Source organism: Erwinia sp. GW821-FHT03D09, assembly GCF_059420805.1.
In genome coordinates this window covers 179,064-204,478 of the sequence record NZ_JBWKUK010000003.1, presented here as the reverse complement: position 1 = coordinate 204,478, position 25,415 = coordinate 179,064, and the positions used below count along the sequence as shown (strand labels likewise).

The following is a 25,415-nucleotide window of genomic DNA, read 5'->3' as shown; positions in this document are numbered from 1 at the left end:
CCAGTAGTCTATGCGATCGGTAAACTCTCAAAAAGTGAATAATTCACATCAAGTTACTTACGAAAAAAGAATATGGACCTGACCCAGCTTAAAATGTTCTGTGCCGTTGCCGACAGCGGCTCCGTTGTCCGCGCGGCGGAACAGCTTAACCGCGTACCTTCAAATCTCACCACTCGCCTGCGCCAGCTGGAAGAGGAGCTGGGCACGGATCTGTTTATACGCGAAAAGCAGCGCCTGCGCCTGTCGCCGATGGGCCATAACTTTCTCTGCTACGCGCAGCGCATTCTGGCACTCAGTGCTGAGGCGATGGCGATGGCCCACAGCGGCGAACCCGCCGGGCACTTTGCGTTAGGTTCGATGGAAAGTACCGCCGCCAGCCGCCTGCCCTCCCTGCTGGCTGAATTTCATCACCGTTACCAAAATGTCACGCTGTCGCTGACCACCGGCACCTCTGGCGAAATTCTGGAACAGGTGCGCGCGGGCACGCTGGCCGCCGCGCTCGCAGACGGGCCGGTCAATATGGACGAACTGAACAGCTGCGTAGCCTTTTCCGAACGGATGATACTGATCTCCAGCCTTGAACATCCGCCCATTACCGGCCCGGCAGATGCGGCCGGTGCCACGCTGTTTACGTTTCGCCCCAGCTGCTCTTACCGCCAGCGCTTTGAAAACTGGTTTCTTGCCGACGGCGTGCAGCACGGGCCGGTGATGGATATCCCCTCTTACCACACGATGCTGGCCTGCGTTGCCAGCGGCGGCGGCATCGCCATGCTGCCGGAAGGCGTGCTGACACTGCTGCCAAGCAATGAACGCGTGCGCCAGCATCCGCTGCCGGCGGAATTCCGCGATACCGACACGCGGCTGGTGTGGCGGCGAGATGCCTTCACGCCGAATGTTGAAGCGCTGAAGTACCTGATTATTGAACAGTTTGATAATAAGTCCAGCAACTGATTGAGCTTACTCCTTCCCGTTAACCTTAAACACCCTGCTCACGACCGGAAACCACCGGATCGGAGTAACAGACAGGAGCATAAAATGCAGATGATTAAAACACGTGCCGCCGTAGCCTGGGCCGCCGGTGAGCCGCTGAAGATCGAAGAACTGGATCTGATGCCCCCGCAGAAAGGCGAAGTGCTGGTGCGCATCACCGCCACCGGCGTTTGCCATACCGATGCCTATACCCTGTCGGGTAAAGATCCTGAAGGCGTGTTCCCGGCGGTACTGGGCCACGAAGGCGGCGGTATTGTTGAAGCCGTGGGCGAAGGTGTCACCAGCGTGGCCGTTGGCGATCACGTGATCCCGCTGTACACCCCGGAATGTGGCAAATGTAAATTCTGTCTGTCCGGCAAGACCAACCTCTGTCAGGCGATCCGCGCCACCCAGGGTAAAGGTCTGATGCCGGATGGTACCACCCGCTTCTTTAAAGACGGTCAGCCTGTCTTCCACTATATGGGCACCTCTACCTTCTCCGAGTACACCGTAGTGCCGGAAATCTCGCTGGCCAAAATCAGCAAAGAAGCCCCGCTGGAAGAAGTCTGCCTGCTGGGCTGCGGCGTGACCACCGGCATGGGTGCCGTGCTGAACACCGCGAAAGTGAAAGAAGGCGACACCGTGGCGATCTTCGGTCTGGGCGGTATCGGTCTGTCGGCGATTATCGGCGCGAAAATGGCGAAAGCCGGGCGCATCATCGGCGTGGATATCAACACCAGCAAGTTTGATCTGGCCAGCAAACTGGGCGCCACCGATCTGATTAACCCGAAAGATTTCGACAAACCGATTCAGGACGTGATCGTTGAGATGACCGACGGCGGCGTGGACTTCTCCTTCGAGTGCATCGGCAACGTTAACGTGATGCGTTCCGCGCTGGAGTGCTGCCACAAGGGCTGGGGCGAATCGGTGATTATCGGCGTGGCCGGCGCGGGCGAAGAGATCGCCACCCGTCCGTTCCAGCTGGTCACCGGCCGTGTGTGGCGCGGTTCCGCATTCGGCGGCGTGAAGGGTCGCTCGCAGCTGCCGGGCATCGTCGATCGCTATATGAACGGCGAGTTCCAGCTGAATGACTTCATTACCCACACCATGCCGCTGGAAGACATCAACGAAGCGTTCGAGCTGATGCACTCCGGCAAGTCAATCCGTACCGTGGTGCACTTCAATAACTAATAAGCCGGGCACCGGTAAGCTATAGTCAGAGACAGGCTCGTTTTGCGGGCCTGACTCTGGACGACGACAGAACCCATCAGGAGGATACATGCCATCCACTCTGGAGCTACTTGAAGAACACCGGCTGTACGGCGGCTGGCAGCAGCGCTACCGCCATCAGTCAAGCAGCCTGAACTGCACCATGACCTTCAGCATCTTTTTACCCGGCCCAAAAGACGGCACGCCGCCGCCGGTGGTCTGGTGCCTTGCCGGTTTAACCTGCACCGATGAAAACTTCAGCGTGAAGTCCGGCGCGCAGCGCGTGGCGGCGGAACTCGGCCTGGTACTGGTGATGCCGGATACCAGCCCGCGCGGAGAAGGCGTGGCCAACGATGACGGTTACGATCTCGGCCAGGGGGCCGGTTTCTACCTTAACGCCACTGAGGCTCCGTGGTCGGCGAATTTTAAGATGTACGACTACATCAACAGCGAGCTGCCCGCGCTGATCGCCGGCAATTTCAGCGTCAGCGACCGTCAGGCGATTATGGGTCACTCGATGGGCGGCCACGGTGCGCTGACCATCGCGCTGCGCAACCCGGGCCGCTTCAGCTCGGCGTCGGCTTTTGCACCGATCGTCAATCCGCTGGAAGTTCCGTGGGGGCAGAAAGCGTTCCGCGCCTATCTGGGCGATGATGTGGAGAGCTGGAAGGAATATGACAGCTGCTGGCTGATGCGCAACAGCGCTAACCAGCTGCCGGTGCTGATCGATCAGGGTGACAGCGACCAGTTCCTCGCCGATCAGCTACAACCAGAACGTCTGGAAGAGGTTGCCCGCGAAGTGGATTTCCCGCTGACCGTGCGCGTGCAGCCGGGCTACGACCACAGCTACTTCTTTATCAGCAGCTTTGTTGAGGACCATTTGCGCTTCCACGCAAAGTATTTGCTGGTGTAGTGGACAGTTCGGGGCCAGCGGCTTGCACCACTGGCCCCGGCGGGGATTAGAAGGTGTAATCTACCGCGGCGAAGTAGCGACGGCCATCTTCGTTAAAGGTGTAATCGTCGCGGTTCAGGTCTTTGTCACCCAGGTTCATCACCCCGGCACGCAGTTTCACCGCTTTGGTCGCCTGCCAGGCTCCACCGGCATTCCACAGCACATAACCGCCCGGTGTCGCAGCGGTGGCGGTCAATGCACGGCGCTGGCCCGTATAGTTAGCCTGCACGTAGAAAGACCAGTCCTGTAGCGGTTTCCAGTCCAGTGTACCGTTGGCGGTGTGCAGCGGCAGTTCCTGCAGCGGTTTGTTGCCGCCACCGCTCAGGTTACGCCCGTCGGTGTAGGTGTAGTTCAGCGTCAGCTTCCACTGGTCGTTAAACGGCACGGCCATTTCCGTTTCCACACCGGTGATGCGCGCTTTGTTCACGTTGTAGTAGCGGAACACCGGCTTACCATCGACGATGTCGACAAAGTTCGGATAGCTCGGTGCCAGGCCAACGTCAGGGGTACGGGCAATATCAATCATATCGTCAACATTGTTCTGGAAGGCGGTCACGCTACCGGTCACCCCATCCAGCAGCCCTTCTTCCCCGGCGTAATACAGGCCCAGCTCAAAGCTTTCGCTGGTTTCCGGCTTCAGCTCTTTGCTGCCGACAATGGTACAGCTGCCGCGGCAGGAAGGGCTTTGCCAGTCCGGGCTGAGCTGTAGTAGTGAAGGGGCTTTAAAGGCATTGGCCCAGCCGCCCTTCACGGTAATGGTATCGGTGGCGTTATACACCAGGTAGGCGCGCGGGCTCCAGTGATCGCCGAAAGTCTGGTGATCGTCCATACGCACGCCGGTGGTCAGCGCCAGTGACTCAATAATCCGCCATTCGTCTTCCAGAAACAGCGCATACTGGCTGGCGGAGGTTTTGCCGCTGCCTTTCAGGGTGCCGCTGTCTTCTAACTTATCGTGGCGCACTTCACCGCCGAAGGTCACTATCTGGTTGATGTCAGCCAGCGGCAGAACCAGCTTACCGTCCAGCGAGTTATTCCTCGCTACGGCGTTGCCGGCGCTGCTGTTGTAGTTTTCTACGCGATCGCCGTAGAAGCGCAGTTCGGTATTGCCCCAGTCCCAGCGGCCGTTATGACCGAGGGAATAGTTCTGGCGTTCAATGCGGTTTTTATCCAGCGAATCGGAGTCACGGTCCTGACGGTCAAAGCCGTAGCCCAGGCTGATATCCTGCTCTTTGGTCGGAGTCAGCGCGAATTCCACGTTGGTGTTGCGGTTGGTGTAACCTTCGATACGCGGCGACAGGCCGGTCTTTGAAGTATCTGAATGTTGTTGCTGATCTTTTTCACGCTTGCCAAGATTGCCGTAAACTTTCATCCCCAGCAGGTCGTCAATCAGCGGGCCGCTGGTGAAGAAGCTGCCGTTGTAGCTGTCACCGCGATCGCGATGTTCCTGCACGGTCGTATCCGCGCTCAGGGTTCCGTGCCAGGCTTTGCCGACTTTACGGGTAATAATGTTCACCACGCCACCCAGCGCATCTGAACCGTACAGCGAGGACATCGGCCCGCGAACCACTTCGATACGCTCAATGGCATCAGCCGGTATCCAGTTAAGGTCGAAGTCATTGTGGCGGAAGGCGGCATTACGCGAGTTAACGCGCTTGCCGTCAACCAGAATCAGCGTATAGCTGCTGTTGAGGCCGCGCAGACTGACGCCCTTACGGTTATCGCCCTCGTTGGTCAGCTGTACGCCGGGAACATCACGCAGCACATCGCGCAGATTCTGTATTGGACGACGCTGGATGTCTTCGGCGGTGATCACGCTGATACTGGCCGGTGCATCTTTCAGATTCACTTCGGTTGCCGAAGCGGTGACCACCATCTGCTGTTCACGTTGTTTTGCTTCTTCAACTTCAACGTCTTCAGCCAGCAGCGGGAAGGATAAAATAATAGCAGACGCGCAGAGGCCCCCGCGCATAACAGGGTTCAACCTAAACATAACTTTCTCCATGAATGCAAAGCAGTAACAACAAAAATGATTACGGCAAATACCGTAATTGTCTTAATCGGCGGAGTTTATCCGCTCGGTTTTCCGGTTATATTCCGGTTAATTGACGCTTGTCCTGCGCGGTAAATTGCCGGAGCTGGACGGGCCCCGGCGCGCACTTGCCAGAACTAAAAAGAGGGTGCTTCAACTAATCCATCGATTAATACCTGCGGCGTTCCCAACGTACAGCGTTCAATTCGGCCACGAACGCCGTACACGCGCGCAAGACTCTCCGGAGTAATCACATCTTCCGGTAAACCATCGGCAATCAGTTCACCGTTTTGCAGCATTAATACATGCTGGCCGTGGCGCAGGGCGATATTGATATCGTGTACCACCACCACGGTGACGATATCTCGCTTCTCCGTTTCACGGCGCACCAGCTCCATGACGTGGAACTGATAATTTAAATCCAGCGCGCTGAGCGGTTCATCAAGCAGCAGCAGGCCCGGACGGCGGATCAGCGATTGTGCCAGGCCAACCAGCTGCTTCTGCCCGCCGGAAAGCTGATCGAGATAGCTCATTGCCAGATGCGCAATGCCCAGCTGCTCCAGCAGCTCCATCACTTCGGCTTCGCTGGCCGCGCTGCTGCGCCCGCCGGATGCCCGCTGGGCAACGATAATCGACTCCAGTACGTGCAGATGTACCCCGGCAGGTAGCGACTGCGGCAGATACACCACGCGGCTGGCGCGTTGGGCAAACGGCAGCGTCATCAGCTCTTCACCGTTAAGCCACATTTCACCTTTCGCACGGTTCAGGCCCGCCAGCGAGCGCAGCAGCGTTGACTTACCGCAGCCGTTCGGCCCCAGCAGCACGGTAATTTTTCCGCGCGGCAGCAGAGGCACATTGAGGTTGGTAATGATCTGGCGCTTTGAATAGCCGGCGTTGAAGCCGCTGATTTTCAGTCCCTGCATCAGATATTCCCCCGATGGCGCAGAATAATACTCAGGAAGAACGGCACGCCGACCAGTGAGGTGACGATGCCAACCGGAATGATCACGCCTGGGATAATGTTCTTCGAGACGACGGAGGCCATCGACAGAACCAGCGCACCGGTCAGCGCACTGGCGGGCAGATAGAAGCGGTGATCTTCACCGAAAATCATGCGCGCGATATGCGGTGCCACCAGGCCGATAAAACCGATCGGCCCGACGAACGCCACCGACAGCGCGGAGAGAATACTGATGCGCAGCAGGGTTGCCAGGCGCAGGCGGCGCACGTCAATGCCGAAGCTGACCGCGCGATCTTCACCGAGGCGCAGCGCCGTCAGCTTCCACGAACTGAGCAGCGACAGCGGCACCAGAATCAGCAGCGCCAGGCACAGCACGCCCAGTTTGTCCCACGAGGCGCGCGCCAGGCTGCCCATCGTCCAGAAAACCAGTCCCTGTAGGGTGTCTTCGCTGGCGATAAACTGCATCATTGATACCAACGCGTTAAAGGTAAACACCAGCGCGATGCCGAACAGCACCACGCCAGAGGTGGCGACTTTGGTCCAGCGAGTGACCGCATCCAGCATCAGTGCGGCAAACAGAGCGAAGACAAAGGCATTGGCGGAGATAAACCACTGATCGGGAATGCCGGGAATGCCGATACCAAGAACAATGGCCAGCGCGGCACCGAAGGCGGCGGCGGAAGAGACGCCAAGGGTAAACGGACTGGCCAGCGGGTTATTCAGGATGGTCTGCATTTCGGCACCGGCCAGCCCCAGCGCGAGGCCCACCACCACCGCCATCAGCGCATACGGCAGGCGGATATCCCAGACGATGACTCTGGTACCGGCATCAACGGATTCAGGAGAAAGCAGGGTTTGCCACAGCGCGTGCAGCGTCAGGCCGGACGGGCCAAGGGTGAAATCAAGGATCAATGAGGCAACGATCGCCAGAAACAGCACTCCCATCATCAGGTAACGGTGCTTCAGTACCCGGTGGTAGCGCCCCATTGCACTGTCGGGTAGCGTTACTTCGGATAGCTTTACGGGCTCGTGGGTCACACTCATCTTCAATACCTGTTCGGGGGAAAGCTGGATCGTTCCCTGGCCGGGAGAAAGGCAAGATTGTAGAAAGTATGGAGGGAAAAATAAAGCGAATGATAATACTTATCAATAATATTTATCCTGCTGCCCGCGGATAAAAAAAGGCGCGAAAATCGCGCCTTTCAAATTATTCAGCAGTATTACTTATCTAATTTGGGAAATTCCATCTCGCTGTATTTCACAAAGCGCGTCTTGCGCGTCAGCTTAAAGCCGAACCAGATAATCAGGAACAGCGGAATGCCAATATAGGTTGCCGCCGCGCCGTACCAGTCAATGGTATCGGCGAGGAACGCCTGATAGTTCTGGCCCAGGGTGATGATCAGGCACAGCACAAAGGCAAAAATCGGCCCCAGCGGGAAGAAACCGGAACGGTAAGGCAGATCGGCCACATCGCGCCCCTGGGCAACGTAGCCCTTACGGAAGCGATAGTGGCTGATGGCAATACCCAGCCAGGCGATAAACCCGGTCATGCCTGATGTATTCAGCAGCCACAGATACACGGTCTGGTTGCCAAATATTGAGGTCAGGAAACACAGTCCGGCAATTACGGTTGTGGCGTACAGCGCATTGCGCGGCACCCCGCCTTTCGACAGCTTGCTGAAAATGCGCGGCGCTTTGCCTTCACAGGCCAGGGCATAGAGCATGCGGGTAGAAGCGTACATGCCGGAGTTACCCGCCGACAGCACCGCCGTCAGGATCACCGCGTTCATCACCGCTGCCGCCGACAGCAGGCCCGCGTGCTGGAAGACCAGGGTGAACGGACTGACGCTGATATCTTTAACGTCATTGCGCAGCAGGCTTGGATCGGTGTACGGAATGATCAGACTGATCACCAGAATCGCAAACACGTAGAACAGCAGAATACGCCAGAACACCTGACGCACCGCGCGCGGGATATTTTTACCCGGGTCTTCAGACTCACCCGCAGCAATACCGATCAGCTCGGTCCCCTGGAAGGAGAAACCGACAATCATCGCCACGCCGATCATCGCCGCAAAACCACCGGCGAACGGCGCATCGCCAATCTGCCAGTTATGCCAGCCGGCGCTTTCGCCACCGCGCAGGATGCCAACGATCATCGCCACGCCGACAATAATAAAGATAATCACGGTAGCGACTTTAATCAGCGAGAACCAGTATTCCGCCTCACCGAAGCCTTTCACCGAAATATAGTTAAGCAGGAAGATCACGCAGAGGAATAACGCACTCCAGATCCAGCCCGGAGTGTCCGGGAACCACCAGCTCATTACCAGCTGCGAGGCCACGAGGTCAACGGCGATGGTCACCGCCCAGTTGTACCAGTAGTTCCAGCCGAGAGCGAAACCGAAGCCTTCTTCTACGTATTTTGCACCGTAGGTGGAGAATGAGCCGGATACCGGCATATACGCGGCAAGCTCACCAAGGCTGGTCATCAGGAAGTAGACCATCAGGCCAATCAGCGCGTAGGAGAGCAGCGCTCCGCCAGGTCCCGCCTGAGAAATGGTCGCACCTGAGGCGACGAAGAGACCGGTACCAATTGAACCGCCAATGGCGATCATCGTTAAGTGACGAGCTTTAAGTTCACGCCTTAACCCAGGCTGTTGTGTTGTTTTTATGTCATGATCCATGTTTAATCGCTGTGCTTTTCTAAAATGAGGCGCGATTGTAACAAACTACCGGGGAGCGTATAGCGATAACGCGACGTTATAAGTTAGCTTCATGATCGTCCGGCGATCATTAGAATAAGACGTGATGATGACGGCAGCGCTGCGACGGTTTTCCCGCCGCACCAGCAATGACCACGACTCTTTACTCTTTGCAGTAGCTGAGAAAACGGCTCAGGGCTTTTGATACGTGCTTCTGCCGGTGGCAGATACGATACAGCGTGCGTTTTAATTTTGGCAACGGTACAGGCACTTCGACCAGCGTGCCCAGCTCCAGCTGCTCGGCGATGGTTCGGCGCGACAGGCAACTTATCCCCATCCCATGACGCACCGCGTTTTTTATTGCTTCGGAGTTGCCCAGTTCGAGTGCCAGATCGAACTGCGGCAGGTGTGAAAGCAGCAGATAGTCAACGATTTCACGGGTCCCTGAGCCCTGTTCGCGCAAGATCCACGGTGCCGCAGCTAGGCTTTGCAGCGTCACCGGATGGCTCAGAATGTCCGCACCCGGCGCAGCAAACACCACCAGCTCATCCTCCATCCACGGTTCGGTAATCAACTCGGGCATGTGGCATGGCCCCTCAATCAGGCCGATATCAACACGGAAATCAGCGACGTCATTAATCACCTCCTGGCTGTTCCCGACGCTCAGCTCCAGCGGCAACAGTGGAAAATCACGACGATAGTGGGCGATCATGCCAGGCAGCAGGTAGTTGCCGATGGTGCTGCTGGCGGCTATACGCAGGGAACCGTTACCTTCACGAAACAGCTGTTCGATCTCCTGCGCCTGTTCCAGCAGACCAACAGCACGTGGATACAGCAGGCGACCGTGCTCATTGATCACCAGCCGCTTGCCAACGCGATCGAACAGCTTAACGTCAAGCTGGCCTTCCAGATCGGCCAGTGCGGCACTAACCGCTGACTGGGAAAGGGCCAACACCAGAGAGGCCTGGGTCGTTGACCCGCTTTTGAGTACCTCGGTAAAGACTTCCAGCTGGCGTAAAGTAATGTGCATAATGCTTCCTTAGTCTAAAGATACTACCTTACATATCGTGCTGCGATTCCAGCCCTCCGCCGACGCCGCTTAACACTAATAGTGGTTTATAATAAATATATTATCAATTTCTCTTTTAAGCCGGATTCTTACATGATCTCTATGGCTTTTTAGGAGAAACCGATATGACCTACCATAAACCGCTACCTGTTGCCGCTAAGTTTATACCTGGACTGGCGCTGGCAGCAGGGATTGCTGCTCTGGCGACCGCCGCAGGAAGTATCCCCCAGCTTTCAAGTCTGGGTCTGGGCGCGCTGACGCTGGCTATCGTCTTCGGTATCCTTATCGGTAACACGGTTTATCCCTATATTACCCGGCCCAGCAACGATGGGGTGGGTTTCGCCAAACAAAAACTTTTGCGCACGGGGATCGTCCTTTACGGTTTTCGCCTGACCTTCCAGCAAATTGCCGATGTCGGCGTCAGCGGTATTGTGATTGATCTGCTGGTTCTCGGTTCAACGTTTTGCCTTGCCTGCTGGCTGGGGCGTAAAGTTTTTGATCTCGATCGCGAAACCGTCTGGCTTATCGGTGCGGGAAGCAGTATCTGTGGTGCGGCGGCTATTCTGGCAACCGAGCCGATAATAAAGGCCGATCCGGCCAAAGTTACCGTCGCCGTTGCCACAGTAGTACTGTTCGGCACACTGGCTATCTTTGTTTATCCTTTATTGTATCCGCTGGCGGCAGCACTGTTCCCCTCGGTGACCGCAGAAAACTACGGCATTTATATCGGCTCCACCCTGCATGAAGTGGCACAGGTTGTTGCCACCGGACATACCCTCGGTACCCTGACGGAAAATACGGCCGTGATTGCTAAAATGCTGCGGGTCATGATGCTGGCTCCCTTCCTGGTGCTCATCAGCTGGCAGATCGGACGCCTGCGCCCCGCTGCCGCCCACGATGCGCAGAAGTCAGCAGTCAGCTTCCCCTGGTTTGCCCTGCTGTTTATCGCTGTTGCCCTGTTCAACTCTTTCCATCTGCTGCCGGAAGAGATGGTCAGCGCGATCGGCCAACTGGATAACGTGCTGCTGGCCATGGCGATGGCCGCGCCTGGCCTCACCACCCGCTTTGATCATTTGAAACGTGCCGGGCTGCGGCCGCTGCTGTTGGGTCTGGTGCTGTTTATCTGGCTGATTGTGGGTGGCGGTGCGATTAACCTGCTGGCCGACCATTTGATGGCATAATCTGGCAGCGTTTCCGGTTATCATAGCCGGAGATGACCCAGGCCATTAACAGGAGAACGGCATGAAATTTATCGGTGCCCACGTCAGCGCAGCAGGCGGCGTGGATCAGGCGGTTAAACGCGCCTTTGAGCTGGAAGCAACTGCCTTTGCGCTGTTCACAAAAAATCAGCGCCAGTGGCGCGCAGCACCGCTGACGGACGAGGTGATTTCCGCCTTTCGCAGCGCCTGTGAGCAGTATAACTATGGCCCCGGCCAGATCCTGCCCCACGACAGCTATCTGATTAACCTTGGCCATCCGGTTGAGGAAGCCCTTGAAAAGTCACGCGCCGCCTTCCTTGATGAGGTCACCCGCTGCCAGCAGCTGGGTCTGACACTGCTGAACTTTCACCCAGGCAGCCATCTGCAGCAGATTAGCGAAGAAGCGTGCCTGAAGCGCATTGCGGAATCGATCAACATCGTGCTGGATCAGACTGAAGGCGTTACTGCAGTGATCGAAAACACCGCTGGCCAGGGCAGCAACCTCGGTTTCCGCTTTGAGCACCTGGCGGCGATTATCGACGGCGTGGAGGATAAATCCCGCGTCGGCGTCTGCATCGATACCTGCCACGCGTTTGCCGGCGGTTACGATCTGCGCACCGAAGAAGAGTGTGTGAAAACCTTCGAGGAGTTTGAGCGTATTGTTGACTTCCGCTACCTGCGCGGGATGCACCTGAACGATGCGAAGAGCGAATTTAACAGTCGCGTTGACCGGCATCACAGCCTCGGCGAGGGCAATATCGGCAAGACGGTATTCAGCTGGCTGATGAAGGATGCGCGATTTGACGGTATTCCGATGATTCTGGAAACCATCGATCCGGAGATCTGGAAAGATGAGATCGCCTGGCTGAAGTCAGAGCAGAAGTAAAAAGCAGAAGTAAAAAAACGGCCCCGTCATCACGAGGCCGTTTTTGCTATCTGGGCCAGCGGCTTTCACCCTGGCCCGACTTAAGATTACGCTTTTGCCATTTCTACTTCCGGGCGCTTCAGCATCGCGTAAGTCAGACCCGCCACCAGCGTACCGACGATAATCGCCATCAGGTAACCCAGTACCGGAGTGATCGCACCCGGGATCAGCAGAACAAACAGGCCGCCGTGCGGTGCCATCAGTTTAGCGCCAATCGCCATGGAGATGGCGCCGGTTACCGCGCCGCCAACGATACAGCATGGCAGTACACGCATTGGGTCGCGGGCCGCAAACGGAATTGCACCTTCAGAGATAAAGCACAGCCCCAGAACCAGCGCCGCTTTGCCGCCTTCCTGCTGACCCTTGTTGAACTTTTTACGTGCAACAATCGTCGCCAGACCCATTGCCAGCGGTGGCACCATACCGGCCGCCATAATCGCCGCCATCGGTCCGTAGGTTGAGGAGCTGAGCAACCCAACACCAAAGGCATAGGCCACTTTGTTCACCGGGCCACCCATGTCGGTACACATCATACCGCCAAGAACCGCACCCAGCAGTACCGCGTTCGCCGTACCCATGTTAGCCAGCCAGGAGGTCAGACCTGACATGATACCGGCAACCGGTTTGCCCACCACGTAGATCATCAGCAGACCGGTGATCAGGCTGGCGACCAGCGGAATAATCAGAATCGGCTTCAGCGCTTCCATACTGGTTGGCAGCTTCACTTTCTGACTGAGGAACTTCGCCGCATAACCGGCAATGAAACCGGCAATAATACCGCCGAGGAAACCGGCGTTGATGCTGGTGGCGATCATACCGCCAATCAGGCCCGGGGTCAGACCCGGACGGTCAGCGATCGAGAAGGCGATAAAGCCAGCCAGTACCGGCACCATCAGCGCAAACGCACTGCCGCCACCAATCTGCATCAGTGCCGCAGCCAGCGTGCCCTGCTCTTTAAACGCGGTGATACCGAACGCGAACGACAACGCGATACTCAGCCCCCCCGCAACCACCATCGGCAGCATGTAAGACACGCCGGTCAGCAGGTGACGGTAAGCGCCGGTTTTCTCTTTCTTGTCTTCACTCTGTGCGGAAGACTGGCCGCCCTGCGGCTGATAAGGCTTGGCTTCCGCCACGGCTTTATCCAGCTCCTGCGCGGTTTTCTTCAGCGCCAGTCCGGTAGAGGTACGATACATCGGCTTACCGGCAAACTTCGCCAGGTCCACTTCGATATCCGCCGCGACGATAACCAGATCGGCCGCCGCGACTTCTTCCGGGGTGATGGCGTTGCCCGCACCGACGGAACCACGCGTTTCAACCTTCACCCACCAGCCGCGCTTTTTCGCTTCGGTATCGATGGCTTCTGCCGCCATAAAGGTGTGCGCCACGCCGGTCGGGCAGGCGGTCACCGCAACAATACGTTTCGGGCCAGCGGCAGGCGCAGCCGCTTTCGCTACGGAAACCGGTGCCTGGTAAGGCTGGGCGTCGGTCTGCGCTTTCGCCAGCACGTCGGCAGGCTGGCGCAGCAGCTGTTCGATATCCGCCAGATAAATGGCTTTACCGTTCAGGGTGCTGTCGGCGGGAATGTTTTTACCGGCAACAATCACCTGGTCTGCTTCTGCCGGATTATCGGTCAGCGTCAGTCCGGCACTTGCCGCAGCGGCGGTAGTGATATTTTTTGCCAGATAGCCCGTTGCCAGCCCCAGCGAAGAATCTATGATCAGCAGCGTTTTCATTATGCGTCTCCTGCTGTTAATGATGGAAAGGTTGTAGGTCGACTCGCGCCATCATTGCGGCCAACTGGGTACGATCGGTAACGCCCACATTGCTCTGGCTGACGGCCATTGCCGCCACGGCGGTTGCAAGACGCAGGGTGTACTCGCTGGATTCACGCATCAGCAGGCCGTAGATCAGCCCGCCAACCATCGAATCACCGGCACCCACGGTGCTGACAACTTCACAGGCAGGTGGTTTTGCAATCCATTCGCCTGAAGCATTCACCCACAGGGCGCCTTCAGCACCGAGTGAGATCACCACGTGAGCAATACCCTGCTCACGCAGCAAATGTGCTGCTTCAATCACATCTTGTAGTGCCGGTAACTTGCGGCCAGCCCAGATTTCCAGCTCGCGGCGGTTTGGTTTCACCAGCCACGGCGCGGCTTTCAGACCGGCAACCAGCGCCTCGCGGCTGCTGTCGAAGATGATGCATGGGCAGTGAGTGCGTAACGTGGTCATCCACTTGGTAAAGGCTTCCGGATCGACGCCCGCTGGCAGGCTACCGCTGACGCAGACCATATCGAACTGGCCGAGCCAGGTCAGGGAATCGGCGGTAAAGCGGTCCCAGTCCTGCCCGGTCACTTCAAAGCCGGAGAAGTTCAGGTCGGTGACGTCGCCGCCCTTCTCGGTCAGCTTAACGTTAATACGGGTACGGCCTTCAACCACCTGGAAGCGGTTGGCAATGCCTAAGTCGCTGAACAGATGCTGGAAGCCATCCTGGTTTTCTTTACCGAGGAAACCGCCGACGGTCACATCAATGCCCAGATCTTTCAGCACTTTAGCAACGTTAATGCCTTTACCGGCCGCGTGCAGCCCGGTAGTTTTCACAAGGTTAACTTCACCGCGTTCGATTTCTGGGGTGTAACCCACCAGGTCGTAAGCCGGGTTCAGGGTAATGGTGGCAACGCGTCTGCTCATGCTGCCCCCTCGCCCAGACCCGAGGCGATGGCTTCACCAATCGCATCCAGTGCCGTGCGGGCATCTTCACCGCTGGCGGTAAAGCGCAGGCGATGGCCTTTTTTCACGCCGAGCGCCACGACTTTCATCAGGCTGCGGCCGTTTGCCGGTTTACCGCTGCCGTCAAGGTTAGTCACGGTTACGTCGCAGTTAAACTGTTTAATCACGCTGACCAGCGCGGTGCCCGGGCGGGCATGCAGGCCATGTTCGTTACGAATGGTGAACTCTTCGGTCAGCACGTCGGCCTGCTCGGACACTTCGCTGGTCAGCAGGGCAAGAATGCCCGCCGCGTCGGCTTTCAGCAGACGTTCAGCTTTCTGCGCAATCAGCAGATCGCTCAGGTAGTTCAGCACGGTTAGCGGCTGGCCGTCGGCAACAGCTACGGTGATCAGCAGTGACGCGCTTTCACCATTGACGTCGATCGGCGCGGCGGCACGGCTGACGGCCACGCCGCTGCCCAGATTGCCGGTAGTGCTGTCACTCAGCCAGATGCCCTGCCCCAGGTTCAGCGGTTTAACACCGATGACGCTGCTGACGAAGGACGCATCAACCGCACCAGCCTGCTGCAAACGACCGGCGTTCAGCGCCTGAAGCGTCATCAAATCGCTGGCGGCCACGTCGGTGGCAATCAGCGAGGTATCGAATTTGAACTCAGCGCCCTGCTTTTCACCCATCAGCAGGCTGCGCAGCATTTCCGCTGAATCGGTGGTTTTCAGCTGTTCAGCCACGCTGTCATCGCTCAGGACGTGAGTCAGTTGACGCAGTAGCGCCAGGTGCTCATCTGATTTCGCAGCGATGCCGATGACCACGTAGGCAGTCTGATCTTCGCCCCAGGCGATGCCCTGAGGGAACTGGAACACCTGCACGCCGGTTTTCAGAACCAAATCGCGGGTGTCAGTGGTGCCATGAGGAATGGCAATACCGTTACCCAGGTAGGTAGAGGTCTGCTGCTCGCGGGCCAGCATACCGTTAACATAACCTTCGCCCACGTTACCGGCGGCGGTCAGCGCGGCGGCAACCTGACGAATGGCATCTTGTTTGTCGGACGCCTGCGCGCCGGGCTTAATGGCGTTGAGTTCTAACTGGAACATGGTTCTCCTCGCTGCTGAATTTGAATCGTTTCAGCTAATTTGAGAAAAAAAGCGCTATCCCTGAGCAAACAACCTGCGGAGACAACGCTGAAACGTTTCAAGGATTGTGGTCGTTAATGAGGTGTTGTGGCAAGTTTTACTGTAAACGGCATAGCAGATTTTTGACGGTCCGCACATTTTGTTGAGATTTGTCACAGAAAACCCCCGGCGTTAAAGCTTTAGCTGAAGGGGTGCTGAAAGCAGGGTGATTTATCGGGAAAAGTGCTGAAGAGAAGTTAAGCAAGGGGCTTGATGGCCAGATAAATCGATCAGGGAGCGCGGGCTAAAAGACGATGTCTTTGCGCAATTAAGTAAAAGAATGAGACGAACCTTAATTAAGGTGCCGTTGCGGCTTCCAGATTCACCAGATAGGTCATCGCGTCAAGACTGTTTGTGCCACACATATCCCGCGAAGGCTGTAATCCACCGCACACCTTCGGTCGCAGCGGCGAGCCAAAAATATTGCACAAATTACGATCGTTAAGCTGAATACAGCGGGTGTTGGCCGGTTTGCCGTTGGGCATGCCCGGGATCGGGCTGGAGATGGAAGGCGCAATACAACAGGCTCCACAATCAATACGGCATTCCATAAGAAAATTCTCAGGCTGATCAGAGTGCGCAACAATAGCAGAACGTACGCCTTAACGATACCGGCTTAACGTTCCCCTACGCATTATGCAATGGTCACTATCAACGAAATACGATTTAGCCCCCCGCCCTTCTCGTGCTAGTAATGTCGCCGCGTCTGGTGTGCTGCGCGCACGACACAAACAAACGCCTTTATTCAAAACATCATGGAGTGATGAGATGGCAGGCAACCGCAATGACCCAGGCTGGCAGGACTATATGGGTGATTTCCTCCGCGGCGACATTGGGATCAATCAGCTGAAGCCACAGCATGCCTTTTTTGATGCGCTCGGGCTGGAGAAAGCGCTGAGCGATAATAGTTATTATCATGCGGTACTCACCCTGAGCGAAGCGAAAAGCGTGCTTGAAGACCTCGGTTACCGCCACCGCCGTCCCGCCGATCCGGAAAAGTCCAGGAGCTATCTGTTCTCGCGCAATCTGACACCCTCAGCGGGGCGGATATCCCCCGGAGAAGCGTTTGCCAGAGGTATTAACCTGAAGAATACAACCTCATCCGTATTTACTGTTACCGACTCTCTCTCCACCTATGCCGGTAATTTCCACGATGTATGGGGTTTATATGAGGTTATCCAGGAATTTAAAATTTTTGGCATTACCGCTAAAGAGTTCACCGCCGACAACGGGAAAAAATTCATCCATATCTCCGGCTATGCCGGGCTGCGCAGAATTATTACCGGCACGCGGTACGGAGCCAGTCACCCGCAAATACTGGCGATGGGGATCGGGCAGCAGGGCCTGGCCGCATCGTTGGTCAAAGGCGCGAAGTCCTGCATCTACTTTGCGGCTGGCTACCGGATTATCGAAAGCATCTTTAAAAGCGATTACACCCTGTCCAATTTCCTCGGCAATATCACGATGGATATGGCCAAGGTGGCGATAAGTGCTGCGGCCTCATTTGCAGTAGGGACTTTTCTTACTGCTGTGGGATTTGCGGGGGAAGTATTATAGGCGTCGCCTTGTTAGTGGTGGGCATAGGCATAGCAGCTACATTCTTTCTTAGTGTAGTTGACGAAAAGTACCAGATAAGTAACAAATTAATAGCATTACTCAGAGAAGAGTTCAGAAAAAAAACCAGAACGCCTGAGCAAAACCTTCAGCCATCTTTTAACACTCTTTTTAAATAAAAATGAAGAATAACTATCTGAAAGCATTAACATCAGCCATATTTTTATTGATTTTTACTGGACTCTTCATCTACGTATCAAACAACTTACTTAAAATCATAAAAATGGAGGAAAAAATAGATTTTTCGTTTAAAATGCTCCTCGTCGAATCTTTATCTCCAATAATTATTTATGCTCTCTACTATTGTGTACACTTCTTCATTTTTAACAAAAAACCAAAATATGGTGATGCAATATCGAAATTTTTAATGGTTGCAGGCGTAGCACTCGCCATCCTCAGCATTCCGGGCTGGTTTTACATCGACTATCACCTTGAACATTCGGGATACTATATTTGCAAGCAGACCAACTACAGTTTCCCTGCAACCTACGTGACTGATTTATCGCTCTGCGATCTGCAGTAGTGCCTGCCCTCCACGGGTACTGCCGCTTTATTAGCAATGCTGCCCGCTTTTTTCATCTGAAGCTACGGACGCCTCTTGCCTGAAAGCCCGGGCGCGAGTACCTTGTCGCGATAAATTTTCCTCTCTTCCATGTGAGATCCGTTTTATGCCAAGAGCGAACGAAATCAAAAAAGGTATGGCCATCAGCTACAACGGCAAACTGCTGTTGGTAAAAGATATTGATGTGCAAAGCCCAAGCGCACGCGGTGCGTCCACGCTGTACAAAATGCGCTTCACGGATGTACGCACCGGGCTGAAGGTTGAAGAGCGCTTCAAAGGTGATGACATCCTCGATACCATTTCCCTCAGCCGCCGCCAGGTCACCTTCTCTTATATAGACGGTGATGAATACGTCTTTATGGATGACGAAGATTACACCCCGTACAACTTCAAGCAGGATCAGATCGAAGACGAACTGCTGTTCCTGCCGGAAGGCGGCATTCCCGGTATTCAGGTGCTGACGATGGATGGCCAGATCCTGGCACTTGAGCTGCCGCAGACCGTGGATATGGAAATTGTTGAAACCACGCCGGGTATTAAAGGAGCCTCTGCCAGCGCCCGTACTAAGCCGGCAACGATGAGTACCGGTCTGGTTATCCAGGTACCGGAATATCTCAGCAACGGTGACAAGATCCGCATTCATATTCCCGAGCGTCGTTATATGAGCCGCGCAGACTAGTTCTGTCGGACAGGGGCAATGTGCAATGACATCGCCCTTTTTGTTATGTTATAACAAGAAAAAACGCATCAACTGGAGCAATGATGACCCGGGTAAACCTGATCACCGGCTTTCTTGGCAGTGGAAAAACAACGACGCTGCGCCATTTACTGGCCAATAAACCCGACGGTGAAAAGTGGGCGGTGCTGGTCAACGAGTTTGGCGAAGTGGGCATTGACGGAGCGCTGCTGGCAGAAACCGGTGCCGTGCTGAAAGAGATCCCCGGCGGCTGCATGTGCTGCGTTAACGGTCTGCCGATGCAGGTCGGACTGAATATGCTGCTAAAACAGGCGAAGCCGGACCGGCTGCTGATTGAACCGACCGGCCTGGGTCATCCTAAACAAATCCTCGATATGCTGTCGGCCAGCGTGTACGAACCCTGGATCGATCTGCGCGCCACGCTCTGCCTGCTCGATCCGCGCCAGCTGCTGGATGAACGGGTGGTGGATAATGAAAACTTCCGTGACCAGCTGGCCGCTGCCGACATCATTATTGCCAATAAACAGGATCGCTGGGACGACGCCAGCCGCCAGGCGCTGCTGAACTTCCAGCAGCAGTCAGCCTCCGGCCGCACGCTAGTTACCACCCAGCACGGCGAGATTGATGCGGCGCTGCTGGACACCCCTCGCCGCAATCTCCGCGAGTTACCTCACCCGGCACATCACCACCACAGCACGGCACCGTCGCGGCTGGCGGCACTCAAGTCTGACGACAACATGCCGTGGCGGAGAGCGCTGAATGAGGGCCAGGGATACTATGCCTGCGGCTGGGTTTTCAACGGTGATACGGTGTTTGATACCATCGGCCTGCTTGAATGGGCGCGCCTGGCGCCGGTGTCACGAGTGAAAGGCGTTATGCGCATTGCAGAAGGTATGGTCAGCATTAATCGTCAGGGGGCCGACTTCCATATTGAGACCCGCAGCGCCGAGCCGCCGGACAGTCGTATTGAACTGATCGACGATGCGCGCGCGGATTGGAACAGTTTGCAAACTTCTTTGTTGAAACTTCGTTTACACTATCAGGGATAATCTACGCCGCGACTTAGCTAATGACATTCTGGGATTTATGACGACTAAACGCTTACTGACCATCCTTTTACTCAATGCGCTGGGGTTAATCCTTTTTTTCTCCTGGTATCTACCCGCAGGCCACGGCCAGTGGTTTGCCATCGATAAAGGGATCTTCTACTGGTTTAATGACCGTATGGTGACCAGTAAACTTCTGCTGTGGCTGGTAGCCATCACCAACTTCCGCGCGTTTGACGGCGTCTCCCTGCTGGCGATGGGTGGCCTGTATCTGCACTTCTGGCTCCGCGAAACCCCTCAGGGCCGCCGCAGAATGCTGGCAATCGGCATCACCATGCTGATTACCGCCGTGGGCCTGAACCAGCTCGGCCACCTGATCCCGGTTTCACATGCCAGCCCAACGAAATTCTTCCCGGACGTGCATCACGTCTCGCAGCTGACCGGTATTCCGACCAAAGACTCCTCGGCGGACAGTTTCCCCGGCGACCACGGCATGATGCTGATTATTTTCGCCTGCTTTATGCTGCGCTATTTCAGCCGCCGCGCGTTTGCCCTGGCGGTGCTGATCGTACTGGTGTTTGCAATGCCGCGCGTGATGATTGGCGCGCACTGGTTTACCGACATTGCCGTGGGCTCTCTTTCCGTGGTGCTGGTTGGCATGAGCTGGTGGCTAATGACGCCGGCCAGCGACTATCTGGTGAACTGGCTCTATCGTCATTTACCGGGTAAATATAAACCGGCCAGGTAATTCCCCTTATAAACCCGCTGTAAATTCCGCATTAAGGATAAAAATTTTTCTTATCTTTAATGCGGATGAGAAATCAATTAGCACGCTAACGTTGTAAATCACTCAGAACATTTCATTATGTCCAGGCAGGCAAGCTCAACAAGGTAACCGACTGTCATTCTTTGAGATTATTCCTAATCTCACAGCCGCTATGCCTGCTGCCACAAAGCTGTGCTGTCTGCAACGCTAGAACCGCCAATATTGTCCGATCTCTAACCAAATGCGTATCTGGTTATTTCACATCAAAAAAACCTATAAAAAAGTACTTAAAACCCCTCGCCATGTGCGTTGTAATGGGGTAACCTCGTTTCCGGTTAGGCAAAATGGGTAAAATATTTCGGTCTGTTACATTTTAAAACGTGCTCGCTAACACATTTTAAAGATTCCGAAATTGTCATCTTGTGATGCGCTAATTAATCTCGTTTCGTTTCGCATTTTAACTAACGACTCTGTCGTTAAGGACTTCAAGGGATTACAAACATAATGGTCAAGTCTCAACCTATTCTGAGATATATCCTGCGGGCAATCCCCGCCGTCGCATTTGCGGCACTTTTGTCAGCATGTAGTTCGAACAGCGGGCACAATGTACAAACTGATACTCATGCAGTTAAAGACCAGAATGGTTTTTTACTTCAAGCGTCTCAGGATGAATTCGAACGGATGGTTCAGAACGTGGATATTAAATCCCGTTTAATGGATCAGTACGCAGACTGGAAAGGCGTGCGTTATCGTTTAGGCGGTACCAGCAAACGTGGCATTGACTGCTCGGCCTTTGTTCAGACTACGTTTCGTGAACAGTTTGGTTTAGATCTTCCTCGTTCAACTTATGAACAGGAAGACAGCGGAAAGAGTATCCAGCGCGCGAAACTGCGCCCGGGTGATTTAGTTCTGTTCCGCGCAGGCTCTACGGGGCGTCATATCGGTATTTACATCGGTAATGACAACTTCGTACATGCATCGACCAGCAACGGCGTGATGATTTCTAATCTCAACGAGTCGTACTGGAAAAATCGCTACCGCGATGCACGCCGGGTTCTGAGCCGAACTCAAAGCTGATTTCATCCGTTGAAGTCTGCGAAACACGAGAGAAAAAGACGCTGCGACGGCAGCGTCTTTTTTCGCCTGTTTTTCAGCAAAAAAACTATTGATAATAAAAAGAATATGAAGACAGAAACTCGCCGCCGTTATATCCTGCATTGCTTACACCAGAGAAGCTGTTTGTTACTAATAAATAATATAAAACCGGCTATAACGGGAGATATCACCCCATGCCACTGCCAACAAACGTCACGCGACTGGTCCCCCAGCAGCGCAAGATAGTCTGTCTGAGTGCCGCCATTGGTTTTATTTTTTTTCTGTTGTTTATCGTTATTACCCTGAGTATCACCTGGAACCGCTATTCCGAAAGCCACAACCGGCTGGCTGACTACACGCAAAGCTATATCATTAACCTTTTCGGTGAACTTCAGCAAACCCTACAACCTTTACAGGCCGCCGCCAGTATTGCCAGCTGCGACCAGGTTCGTAATGACCTGGTCCAGCGTGCCGCATTCGCTCCTAATATTCGTGCCATTTTGCTGGTCAAAAACGGCGTGGCTTTCTGCTCCTCCGCCACCGGACCAATGTCGCTGGCGGTAAAAAGGATTTCCCCATTAACCGATATCGCTAAACCGCTGGATATTCGCCTGATCCCGGACACGCCAATGGTTTCGGGCAAACCCACAATTGCCATTTGGCTGTCCGATGCCAATCACCCATCCTACGGCGTATTTGTAACGCTGGACGTCAATCTGACGCCGTATCTGCTGCTGACGTCTCGTCATCTGGAGATTGCCGGCATAGCTATCGCCACGAAAGATAACGCGCTAACCACCTGGAATGACGGAGTGGTCAAGCCTGCGGATTTGCCGCAGCATCCGCTGCGTACGATTGCCATTTCCGGATACCCCCTGACGCTTTATTTCTATGGGGAAACGCTTCCTGCTCGCGATGTTCATGTCATTCTTCTCACCGGACTGTTACTCAGCATCATCACCGCCTTTATCTGTTTCCTGGCGCTTTTGCTGCGCCAGCGCCAGGGAAAAGAGATCCAGCTGGGCATGAAGCGGGGTGAATTTCACGTAGAGTATCAGCCGGTCATAGAAGCCAGTACCGGGCGAGCTTACGGGCTTGAAGCCCTGTTGCGCTGGACGCATCCCACCGAGGGCCGAATACCGCCTGACTCGTTTATCAGCGACGCCGAAGGACAAAACCTGATCGTTCCGCTGACCCGGCATTTATTTCAGCTCGTTGCACGGGATGCACACCAACTGTGCAAAACGATCCCTGCCGGCACGCGTCTGGGGATTAATCTTTCCCCGCTGCATTTAAGCTATCCGACTTTTCGTCAGGATGTGCTCGATTGGCTGGAAGCCATGCCGCAAAATCATTTCGACTATATTTTTGAAATCACCGAACGCGCTATGGTGGACGACAGCAGCGCGGATGAAATCTTCAACTGGATTCGCCAGCAAAATATTAAAATTGCCATTGATGATTTTGGCACCGGCCACAGCGCGCTAATCTATCTGGAAAAGTTTAAATTTGATTACCTGAAGATCGATCGGGGTTTTGTTCTCAGTATTGGTACGGAAACCGTTAATTCCCCGGTGCTGGGCGCCGTGCTGAATCTGGCGCAAAAACTGAATCTGAATACGGTGGCCGAAGGCGTGGAAACCACCGAGCAGGCGCTGTGGCTAATTAATGGCGGTATCAGCCATATGCAGGGTTATTTATTCAGCCGACCGCGCACGGTACCACAGCTGGTGGACTATTTTATCGACCAGGCTGCGCCAAACGATCGCACCGTACTGGCCGGTTAGCATCAACTGTCAAAACGGGTAAAAAGGCTTAACTATCATTGCGCCCGGTTAGCTTTACTGTCAGTCTGACTTGCCTGTCTTTTTCAATTACCTTCGGGAGCCTGTTAAACCATGATTGTGCGCATTGTTGCCCTTGCTTTATTCAGCCTGACCGCAGCCTGCGCGCAGGCTGAAAATATTAATGAGAGCTACAGTTTTGCCCAGCTTGGTACCGCAAAATACGCCACAGGCTTCACGCATTTTGATTACACCAACCCCGCCGCGCCAAAAGGCGGCAGTATTACGCTCTCTGCGATTGGCACCTACGATAACTTTAACCGCTATGCCATGCGCGGCAGTCCCGGCGCGCGCACAGAAGCACTGTACGACAGCCTGTTCACCTCGTCCGAAGATGAGGTCGGCAGTCTCTACCCGCTTATTGCCGAATATGCCCGCTACCCCGACAATTATCGCTGGGTTGAGGTGGAGATTAATCCACTGGCACGATTCCAGGACGGCTCGCCGATTACCGCCGCCGATGTCGCCTTCACCTTCAATATGTTTATGACTCAGGGCGTGCCGCAGTATCGCGTGTATTATAAAGGCGTCACCGCTAAGGCGATTTCCCGTCTGACGGTGCGTTTTGAACAGCCGCAGCCCGACCGCGACAAAATGCTGTCGCTGCTGTCATCACCGGTGTTCCCTGAGAAATTCTGGAAAAATCGCAATCTGGGTGAGCCACTCCCCTACCCACCGCCGTCCAGCGGACCCTATCGTATTACCGCCTATAAAGTCGGCCAGTCAATCACCTACTCGCGGGTTAAAGACTACTGGGCGGCGAATCTGCCGGTGAATAAAGGGCGTTTTAACTTCGATAAAATCCGCTACGACTATTATCTCGATGATAACGTGGCCTTCGAGGCATTTAAGGCCGGTGCGTTTGATTTCCGGGCGGAAGGTTCGGCAAAAAAATGGGCCACGCAGTACAGCGGTAACAATTTTGAACGCGGCTATATCGTCAAAGACCCGGTTCCGAACACCGTTGCTACCGACACCAACTGGCTGGCCTTTAATATTCAGCGCCCGCAGTTTACCGATCCGAAAGTGCGTGAGGCGCTGTCGCTGGTATTTGATTTCGACTGGATGAACAAAGCGCTGTTTTATAACGCCTATAAACGGGTCGATAGTTATTTCCAGAATACAGAATACGCCGCCCGCAACTATCCAGATGCCAGCGAACTGGAAATACTTGCTCCGCTAAAGGGGCAATATCCCTCTGAAGTCATTGATAAAATTTATCAACCACCCACAACTGACGGCAGCGGCTACGACCGGGGTAAACTCTTACAGGCACTCGATCTGCTCAAACAGGCTGGCTGGGAGCTGAAAAACCAACAGCTGGTTAATGTTAAAACCGGTAAACCGATGCGTTTTGAGCTGCTGCTGCGCAGCGGCGGCAACGACCAGTGGGTGCTACCATTCCAGCATAATCTGGCACGTATCGGCATTAACATGGATATACGCCGGGTGGACAGTTCGCAGTATCTGTCCCGCCTGCGCAGCCGCGATTTCGATATGCTGCCCTCTCGCTATGCGGCTTTCGCTACCCCCGATACCGGCCTGCAATTTTACTGGGCCAGCAGCTATATCAACTCCAGCTATAACTCACCGGGCGTCAACAGCCCGCTGATTGATAATCTGATTGAACAGATCAATCAGCATCAGGGCGACAAACCAGCGTTGATCGCCCTTGGGCGTGTACTGGACCGGGTGCTGCTGTGGAACTACTACATGATCCCGATGTGGTACAGCGCCAGCGATCATTATGCTTACTGGAATAAATTCTCGATGCCGACCACTCGCCCAATCTATTCGCTGGGCTTTGACAGCTGGTGGTACGATGTCAACAAAGCCGCACAGCTGCCGGCGCAGCGTCGTTAAGGAGCCTG

At 54.9% G+C, this 25,415-nt stretch carries 21 protein-coding genes and 1 pseudogene; 13 read left to right on the top strand and 9 right to left on the bottom strand.

Going from position 1 to position 25,415, the window contains the following annotated elements; translation table 11 throughout:
* Positions 1-72: 72 nt before the first annotated feature.
* The 3 genes from ptrR (at position 73) to fghA (ending at position 3,091) form a co-directional block, all read left to right on the top strand.
* A complete protein-coding gene (gene ptrR / locus AC07U6_RS04150; protein ID WP_494763145.1) occupies positions 73-951 on the top strand; it encodes a putrescine utilization regulator PtrR in 879 nt (292 codons plus the stop codon).
* A gap of 84 nt (positions 952-1,035) precedes the next feature.
* The gene (locus tag AC07U6_RS04145) at positions 1,036-2,160 is read left to right on the top strand and encodes an S-(hydroxymethyl)glutathione dehydrogenase/class III alcohol dehydrogenase (protein WP_494763146.1); all 1,125 of its coding nucleotides are present in this window, start codon (positions 1,036-1,038) and stop codon (positions 2,158-2,160) included.
* Between the two features lie 88 nt (positions 2,161-2,248).
* Complete coding sequence (gene fghA, locus AC07U6_RS04140; protein ID WP_494763147.1) at positions 2,249-3,091, top strand: S-formylglutathione hydrolase; 843 nt, start codon at positions 2,249-2,251, stop codon at positions 3,089-3,091.
* A 46-nt stretch (positions 3,092-3,137) separates the two neighbouring features.
* Here the strand turns inward: fghA and cirA are convergent, their stop codons facing one another.
* The 5 genes from cirA to yieE all read right to left on the bottom strand — a co-directional run bounded on the left by cirA (position 3,138) and on the right by yieE (position 9,855).
* Positions 3,138-5,120, bottom strand: a complete 1,983-nt coding sequence (cirA, locus tag AC07U6_RS04135; protein WP_494763148.1) for a catecholate siderophore receptor CirA — start codon at positions 5,118-5,120, stop codon at positions 3,138-3,140.
* Between the two features lie 176 nt (positions 5,121-5,296).
* A complete protein-coding gene (locus AC07U6_RS04130) occupies positions 5,297-6,082 on the bottom strand; it encodes an ABC transporter ATP-binding protein (RefSeq protein ID WP_494763149.1) in 786 nt (261 codons plus the stop codon).
* Positions 6,082-7,164 (bottom strand): FecCD family ABC transporter permease, encoded by a 1,083-nt coding sequence (locus tag AC07U6_RS04125; protein ID WP_494763150.1) that lies wholly within the window; start codon positions 7,162-7,164, stop codon positions 6,082-6,084. The genes AC07U6_RS04130 and AC07U6_RS04125 overlap by 1 nt, the downstream gene beginning before the upstream one ends.
* Before the next feature lie 176 nt (positions 7,165-7,340).
* Complete coding sequence (locus AC07U6_RS04120; RefSeq protein ID WP_494763151.1) at positions 7,341-8,807, bottom strand: amino acid permease; 1,467 nt, start codon at positions 8,805-8,807, stop codon at positions 7,341-7,343.
* Between the two features lie 181 nt (positions 8,808-8,988).
* Positions 8,989-9,855 carry a DNA-binding transcriptional regulator YeiE gene (gene yieE / locus AC07U6_RS04115; RefSeq protein ID WP_494763152.1) on the bottom strand — a complete coding sequence of 289 codons (867 nt, stop codon included), beginning with the start codon at positions 9,853-9,855 and terminating at the stop codon, positions 8,989-8,991.
* Between the two features lie 164 nt (positions 9,856-10,019).
* On the opposite strand from yieE, the gene AC07U6_RS04110 reads away from it, so the two are divergent.
* Both AC07U6_RS04110 and nfo read left to right on the top strand, forming a co-directional pair.
* Positions 10,020-11,075: a YeiH family putative sulfate export transporter gene (locus AC07U6_RS04110; protein ID WP_494763153.1), complete on the top strand. Its 1,056-nt coding sequence runs from the start codon at positions 10,020-10,022 to the stop codon at positions 11,073-11,075.
* A gap of 61 nt (positions 11,076-11,136) precedes the next feature.
* The gene (gene nfo, locus AC07U6_RS04105; protein WP_494763154.1) at positions 11,137-11,979 is read left to right on the top strand and encodes a deoxyribonuclease IV; all 843 of its coding nucleotides are present in this window, start codon (positions 11,137-11,139) and stop codon (positions 11,977-11,979) included.
* 86 nt (positions 11,980-12,065) lie between these two features.
* On the opposite strand, the gene fruA is transcribed toward nfo, so the two are convergent.
* The 4 genes from fruA to AC07U6_RS04085 form a co-directional block, all read right to left on the bottom strand.
* Positions 12,066-13,754: a PTS fructose transporter subunit IIBC gene (gene fruA / locus AC07U6_RS04100; RefSeq protein ID WP_494763155.1), complete on the bottom strand. Its 1,689-nt coding sequence runs from the start codon at positions 13,752-13,754 to the stop codon at positions 12,066-12,068.
* Between the two features lie 16 nt (positions 13,755-13,770).
* Positions 13,771-14,712: a 1-phosphofructokinase gene (fruK, locus tag AC07U6_RS04095; RefSeq protein WP_494763156.1), complete on the bottom strand. Its 942-nt coding sequence runs from the start codon at positions 14,710-14,712 to the stop codon at positions 13,771-13,773.
* Positions 14,709-15,842: a fused PTS fructose transporter subunit IIA/HPr protein gene (gene fruB / locus AC07U6_RS04090; protein WP_494763157.1), complete on the bottom strand. Its 1,134-nt coding sequence runs from the start codon at positions 15,840-15,842 to the stop codon at positions 14,709-14,711. Before fruB ends, fruK begins: the two co-directional genes overlap by 4 nt.
* 374 nt (positions 15,843-16,216) lie before the next feature.
* Positions 16,217-16,471 (bottom strand): YkgJ family cysteine cluster protein, encoded by a 255-nt coding sequence (locus AC07U6_RS04085; RefSeq protein WP_200546206.1) that lies wholly within the window; start codon positions 16,469-16,471, stop codon positions 16,217-16,219.
* A 532-nt stretch (positions 16,472-17,003) separates the two neighbouring features.
* Between AC07U6_RS04085 and AC07U6_RS04080 the strand changes: the two are divergent.
* The 8 genes and pseudogenes from AC07U6_RS04080 to AC07U6_RS04045 all read left to right on the top strand — a co-directional run bounded on the left by AC07U6_RS04080 (position 17,004) and on the right by AC07U6_RS04045 (position 25,407).
* A pseudogene (locus tag AC07U6_RS04080) lies at positions 17,004-17,653 on the top strand (hypothetical protein).
* Positions 17,654-17,655: 2 nt separating this feature from the next.
* Positions 17,656-18,057 carry a DUF1240 domain-containing protein gene (locus tag AC07U6_RS04075; protein ID WP_494764787.1) on the top strand — a complete coding sequence of 134 codons (402 nt, stop codon included), beginning with the start codon at positions 17,656-17,658 and terminating at the stop codon, positions 18,055-18,057.
* 145 nt (positions 18,058-18,202) lie between these two features.
* The gene (yeiP, locus tag AC07U6_RS04070) at positions 18,203-18,775 is read left to right on the top strand and encodes an elongation factor P-like protein YeiP (RefSeq protein ID WP_105591333.1); all 573 of its coding nucleotides are present in this window, start codon (positions 18,203-18,205) and stop codon (positions 18,773-18,775) included.
* A gap of 83 nt (positions 18,776-18,858) precedes the next feature.
* On the top strand, positions 18,859-19,842 hold the full coding sequence (locus AC07U6_RS04065) for a CobW family GTP-binding protein (RefSeq protein WP_494764521.1): 984 nt from the start codon (positions 18,859-18,861) through the stop codon (positions 19,840-19,842).
* Between the two features lie 37 nt (positions 19,843-19,879).
* Complete coding sequence (locus tag AC07U6_RS04060; RefSeq protein ID WP_494763158.1) at positions 19,880-20,587, top strand: phosphatase PAP2 family protein; 708 nt, start codon at positions 19,880-19,882, stop codon at positions 20,585-20,587.
* Between the two features lie 522 nt (positions 20,588-21,109).
* Entirely contained in the window at positions 21,110-21,682 is a 573-nt protein-coding gene (gene mepS, locus AC07U6_RS04055) for a bifunctional murein DD-endopeptidase/murein LD-carboxypeptidase (RefSeq protein WP_494763159.1), read from the top strand.
* A 212-nt stretch (positions 21,683-21,894) separates the two neighbouring features.
* Positions 21,895-23,487 (top strand): cyclic di-GMP phosphodiesterase, encoded by a 1,593-nt coding sequence (locus AC07U6_RS04050; RefSeq protein ID WP_494763160.1) that lies wholly within the window; start codon positions 21,895-21,897, stop codon positions 23,485-23,487.
* 111 nt (positions 23,488-23,598) lie between these two features.
* Positions 23,599-25,407 (top strand): extracellular solute-binding protein, encoded by a 1,809-nt coding sequence (locus AC07U6_RS04045; protein WP_494763161.1) that lies wholly within the window; start codon positions 23,599-23,601, stop codon positions 25,405-25,407.
* The last annotated feature ends 8 nt before the right edge of the window (positions 25,408-25,415 follow it).